This window comes from Bradyrhizobium sp. YR681 (genome assembly GCF_000282615.1).
Taxonomy (GTDB): Bacteria; Pseudomonadota; Alphaproteobacteria; order Rhizobiales; family Xanthobacteraceae; genus Bradyrhizobium.
The window spans coordinates 1-3,646 of record NZ_AKIY01000158.1; the positions used below are offsets into that span (position 1 = coordinate 1).

4 protein-coding genes are annotated in these 3,646 nt (G+C 64.2%); 3 read left to right on the top strand and 1 reads right to left on the bottom strand.

What is annotated here, in order from left to right; all coding sequences use genetic code 11:
- The first annotated feature begins 507 nt into the window (after positions 1 to 507).
- From PMI42_RS12735 to PMI42_RS12745, 3 genes are all read left to right on the top strand, one after another.
- Positions 508 to 1,638, top strand: coding sequence for a site-specific DNA-methyltransferase (locus tag PMI42_RS12735; RefSeq protein ID WP_008134569.1), 1,131 nt, complete (start codon positions 508 to 510; stop codon positions 1,636 to 1,638).
- Between the two features lie 185 nt (positions 1,639 to 1,823).
- Positions 1,824 to 2,150, top strand: coding sequence for a hypothetical protein (locus tag PMI42_RS12740; RefSeq protein WP_008134571.1), 327 nt, complete (start codon positions 1,824 to 1,826; stop codon positions 2,148 to 2,150).
- A gap of 120 nt (positions 2,151 to 2,270) precedes the next feature.
- A complete protein-coding gene (locus tag PMI42_RS12745) occupies positions 2,271 to 2,957 on the top strand; it encodes a glutathione S-transferase family protein (protein WP_008134574.1) in 687 nt (228 codons plus the stop codon).
- A 58-nt stretch (positions 2,958 to 3,015) separates the two neighbouring features.
- Here PMI42_RS12745 and PMI42_RS12750 read toward each other — a convergent pair.
- A partial coding sequence (locus PMI42_RS12750) for a methyl-accepting chemotaxis protein (protein WP_008134577.1) occupies positions 3,016 to 3,646 on the bottom strand: 631 nt, incomplete at its 5' end.

Here is a 3,646-nt window from a genome sequence, read left to right on the forward strand (position 1 = left end):
CGGCAGGCCGAACCCGCCACCACCGCCGCCCCCGCCACCATCGTCGCGACGATCCTCGATGTCGTCGCTGCGGCGGAAATCATCGTAGCGCATGGTGGGTTTCCCTCAGGTCCTCGAATGGCGTCATTTGGGCGCAGAAGCGCAAAAGCCCAACGCGCCACACACGTAAAATTTCCGTTGCTGTTATCAATATCCCGCTCGGCAATTATTGCCTAGTGCGGCAGCATGCCGATGCCAGCAATTTTTTCCGAGGGTCGTGCAATTTTTTCCGAGAGAAATTTGGCGCCTTTTTGGAGCCATGATTGCTCCCGCAACGCGATGAAACGCGAAATACGCTGGAAAACACGGTGCGCGCGCGCAGCAAATCGCGCGCAACGCGCGATGCGAGGTCTGCTCACGAAAGCGGCGGGTTAAGTCGATTTTTACTTTGCCGCTTCATTGTAACGGTCAGTCGGTTGTTTGGTCCCGCGTCGCCGACAGCGTCGCCTGAGTCAGAGTTCTTGAGTCATGGTAGAGTCGCGTCGCGGGGCGTCTGCAAGGGCGCCCCGCACAAATTTTGAGTCTTCGTCGCATCGCATCATCCTCGGTGATTGCGTCGCCGAGATGTCGAAGCTTCAGGCAGGTAGCGTCGATCTGGTGTTCGCAGATCCGCCCTACAACCTCCAGCTCAAGGGCGATCTCAAGCGCCCCGACGAATCCCATGTCGATGCCGTCAACGACGACTGGGACAAGTTCGATTCATTCTCCGCCTATGACGATTTCACCCGCGCCTGGCTGCTTGCCGCCCGCCGCGCGATGAAGCCGTCGGCGACGATCTGGGTGATCGGCTCCTATCACAACATCTTCCGCGTCGGCGCGATCATGCAGGACCTCGGCTTCTGGCTCCTGAACGACATCGTCTGGCGCAAGACCAATCCGATGCCGAACTTCCGCGGCCGCCGCTTCACCAACGCGCACGAAACCATGATCTGGGCCGCGCGCGACGAGAAGGCCAAGGGCTACACGTTCAACTACGAGGCGCTGAAGGCCGCCAACGAGGACGTGCAGGCACGCTCCGACTGGCTGATCCCGCTCTGCACCGGCGAGGAACGCCTCAAGGGCGCCGACGGCAAGAAAGTGCATCCGACGCAGAAGCCGGAAGGCCTGCTCGCGCGCGTGCTGCTGTCGTCGTCGAAACCCGGCGATCTTGTGATCGATCCCTTCAACGGCACCGGCACCACGGGCGCCGTCGCCAAGCGCCTCGGCCGCTCCTATATCGGCTTCGAGCGCGACAAGACCTATGCGAAGGCCGCCGAAGCGCGCATCGCCGCGATCGAGCCGCTGCCGGAGGCAAGCCTCGCCCCGTTCATGACCGCGCGCGAAGCCCCGCGCGTCGCCTTCTCCGAGCTGATCGAGCGCGGCATGATCATGCCCGGCACGAAACTGTTCGACGCCAAGAAGAAGCTCGGCGCGCTCGTCCGTGCCGACGGCGCCATCATGTTCGGCGACAAAGTCGGCTCGATCCACCGCATGGGCGCGGTGGCGCAGGGCGCGCAGGCCTGCAACGGCTGGACCTTCTGGCACGTCGAGACCAAGAAGGGTCTCAAGCTGATCGACGAGCTGCGCGCCGAGATCCGTGCAGGCATGGGGGCGGAGTAGCCACTCCCGCGATCTCGCAGGGTGGGCAAAGGCGCTCTTGCGCCGTGCCCACCTAACCTCTCCGACAGAACACAGATTTCGTGGGCACGGCGCTTTGCGCCGTTGCCCACCCTACGGCTCCTTGAACGACGCAACAGCCGGGACTACATTCGCCCGATCAGCCCCGTCCTGACCGGGTGGCTCCCATGCGACGACAGTCCGAGACCTTGCTGCTGGTGCCGCTGCTGCCGATCTTCCTGGTCGGCATGTTTCCGATGTTCCTGATCGCGCTGCTCGGATTTTTCGGCCTCGCCCTGTTCGGCGTGCTGGTGATCTGCGTCGGGCTCGCCAGCAGCAACGAGGCGCACGACAATTTCAATCACGACGTCATCGTGCACGGCTATGCGCGCGGATCGGAGCGCGCAGCGCGGGCCTCGGACATGCATCTGGCCGCCCGTCTCGGGCTGCGGCTGGAGGCCGTTGGCGCGGGGATGATTATTACGGCGGCGATCGGCCTTTGTTACGCCGGCTGATCTGCGCAGCGCGCAGATACCTCACGGCAAACTCGCCGGTTGCTCTCCCAGGCCAAATTCAGGCAGAGAAGGCCCACGACGCGGCATTCATTCTCTAAAACCGGAATTGGGGAGACAATCATGCTCAAATTCTATTTCAACGGATCGCCGAACCCGACCAAGGTCGCGCTTTATCTGGAAGAGGCCGGCCTGCCCTTCGAGCCGGTGAAGATCGACACCCGCAAGGGCGAGCAGTTCGCGCCGGACTATCTGACGATCAATCCGAACGGCAAGGTGCCCGCGATCGACGATGGCGGCACGATCGTTTTCGACAGCAACGCCATCCTGCTCTACCTCGCCGAGAAGACCGGCAAGTTCCTGCCCGCCGCCTCGTTGCGCGGCGAGACGCTGTCCTGGCTGATGTTCATCGCCACCGGCGTCGGGCCGTATTCGGGCCAGGCCGTGCACTTCAAGCATTTCGCGCCGAAGGACCAGAACCACGACTACGCCCACAACCGCTACCAGTACGAGACCGATCGCCATTACAGGATTCTCGACGGCCACCTCGAAGGCCGCCGCTATATGGTCGGCGACAGCTATTCGATCGTCGACATGGCGCTGTGGGGCTGGGCGCGGATGGTGCCGTTCAAGCTCGGCGACGACGCCTTTGCGCGCTATCCGAACGTGAAGCGGCTGGTGGACGAGATCTCGGGCAGGCCGGCGGCGGCGCGCGCGGTCGCGCTGAAGGACAAATTCACCTTCAAGGCCGAGATGGACGACGAGGCGCGCAGCAACATGTTCAAGCACATGACGACCAAGGTCGCCTGATCATCCCAAACTGCCGTTCAAGGCCACGCGCATGCGCGTGGCCTTTTGCCTGCGGGGCTCAGGCGGCGCGCACCGAGTTCAGGAACTTGCCGACCTCGAGCTTCAGCCGGTTGCTGTCGGCCGAGAGCGTGCGCGCCGACGACAGCACCTGCGAGGACGCCGAGCCGGTCTCCGATGCGCCATGCTGCACGTCGTCGATATTGGCCGACACCCGCTGCGTGCCCTGGGCCGCCTGCTGGACGTTGCGCGATATCTCCTGCGTCGCCGCGCCCTGCTCCTCGACCGCGGCCGCGACCGTCGAGGAAATCTCCGACAGCCGCTCGATGGTGCTGCTGATCTCCCGGATCGAGCCGACCGACTCCTCCGTCGCGGCCTGAATGCCGGAAACCTGCTGGGCGATCTCGCCGGTGGCTTTCGCGGTCTGCTCGGCCAAGGCCTTGACCTCGGAGGCAACCACGGCAAAGCCGCGTCCCGCTTCCCCCGCGCGCGCCGCCTCGATGGTGGCGTTCAGCGCCAGCAGGTTGGTCTGGCCGGCGATCGTGCTGATCAGCTCGACCACGTCGCCGATGCGCGCCGCAGCCTTGGAGAGCTCGCCGACGCGTTCGTTGGTCCGGCTCGCCTGGATCACCGCATCGCTGGCGATGCGGGCGGATTCCTGCACCTGGCGAGCGATCTCCGAGACCGAGGAG

Bases quoted from the DNA above. Each gene is read 5' to 3' on its own strand.
- PMI42_RS12735 (WP_008134569.1), top strand. From the start codon at position 508: ATGGTAGAGTCGCGTCGCGGGGCGTCTGCAAGGGCGCCCCGCACAAAT.
- PMI42_RS12745 (WP_008134574.1), top strand. From the start codon at position 2,271: ATGCTCAAATTCTATTTCAACGGATCGCCGAACCCGACCAAGGTCGCG.
- PMI42_RS12740 (WP_008134571.1), top strand. From the start codon at position 1,824: ATGCGACGACAGTCCGAGACCTTGCTGCTGGTGCCGCTGCTGCCGATC.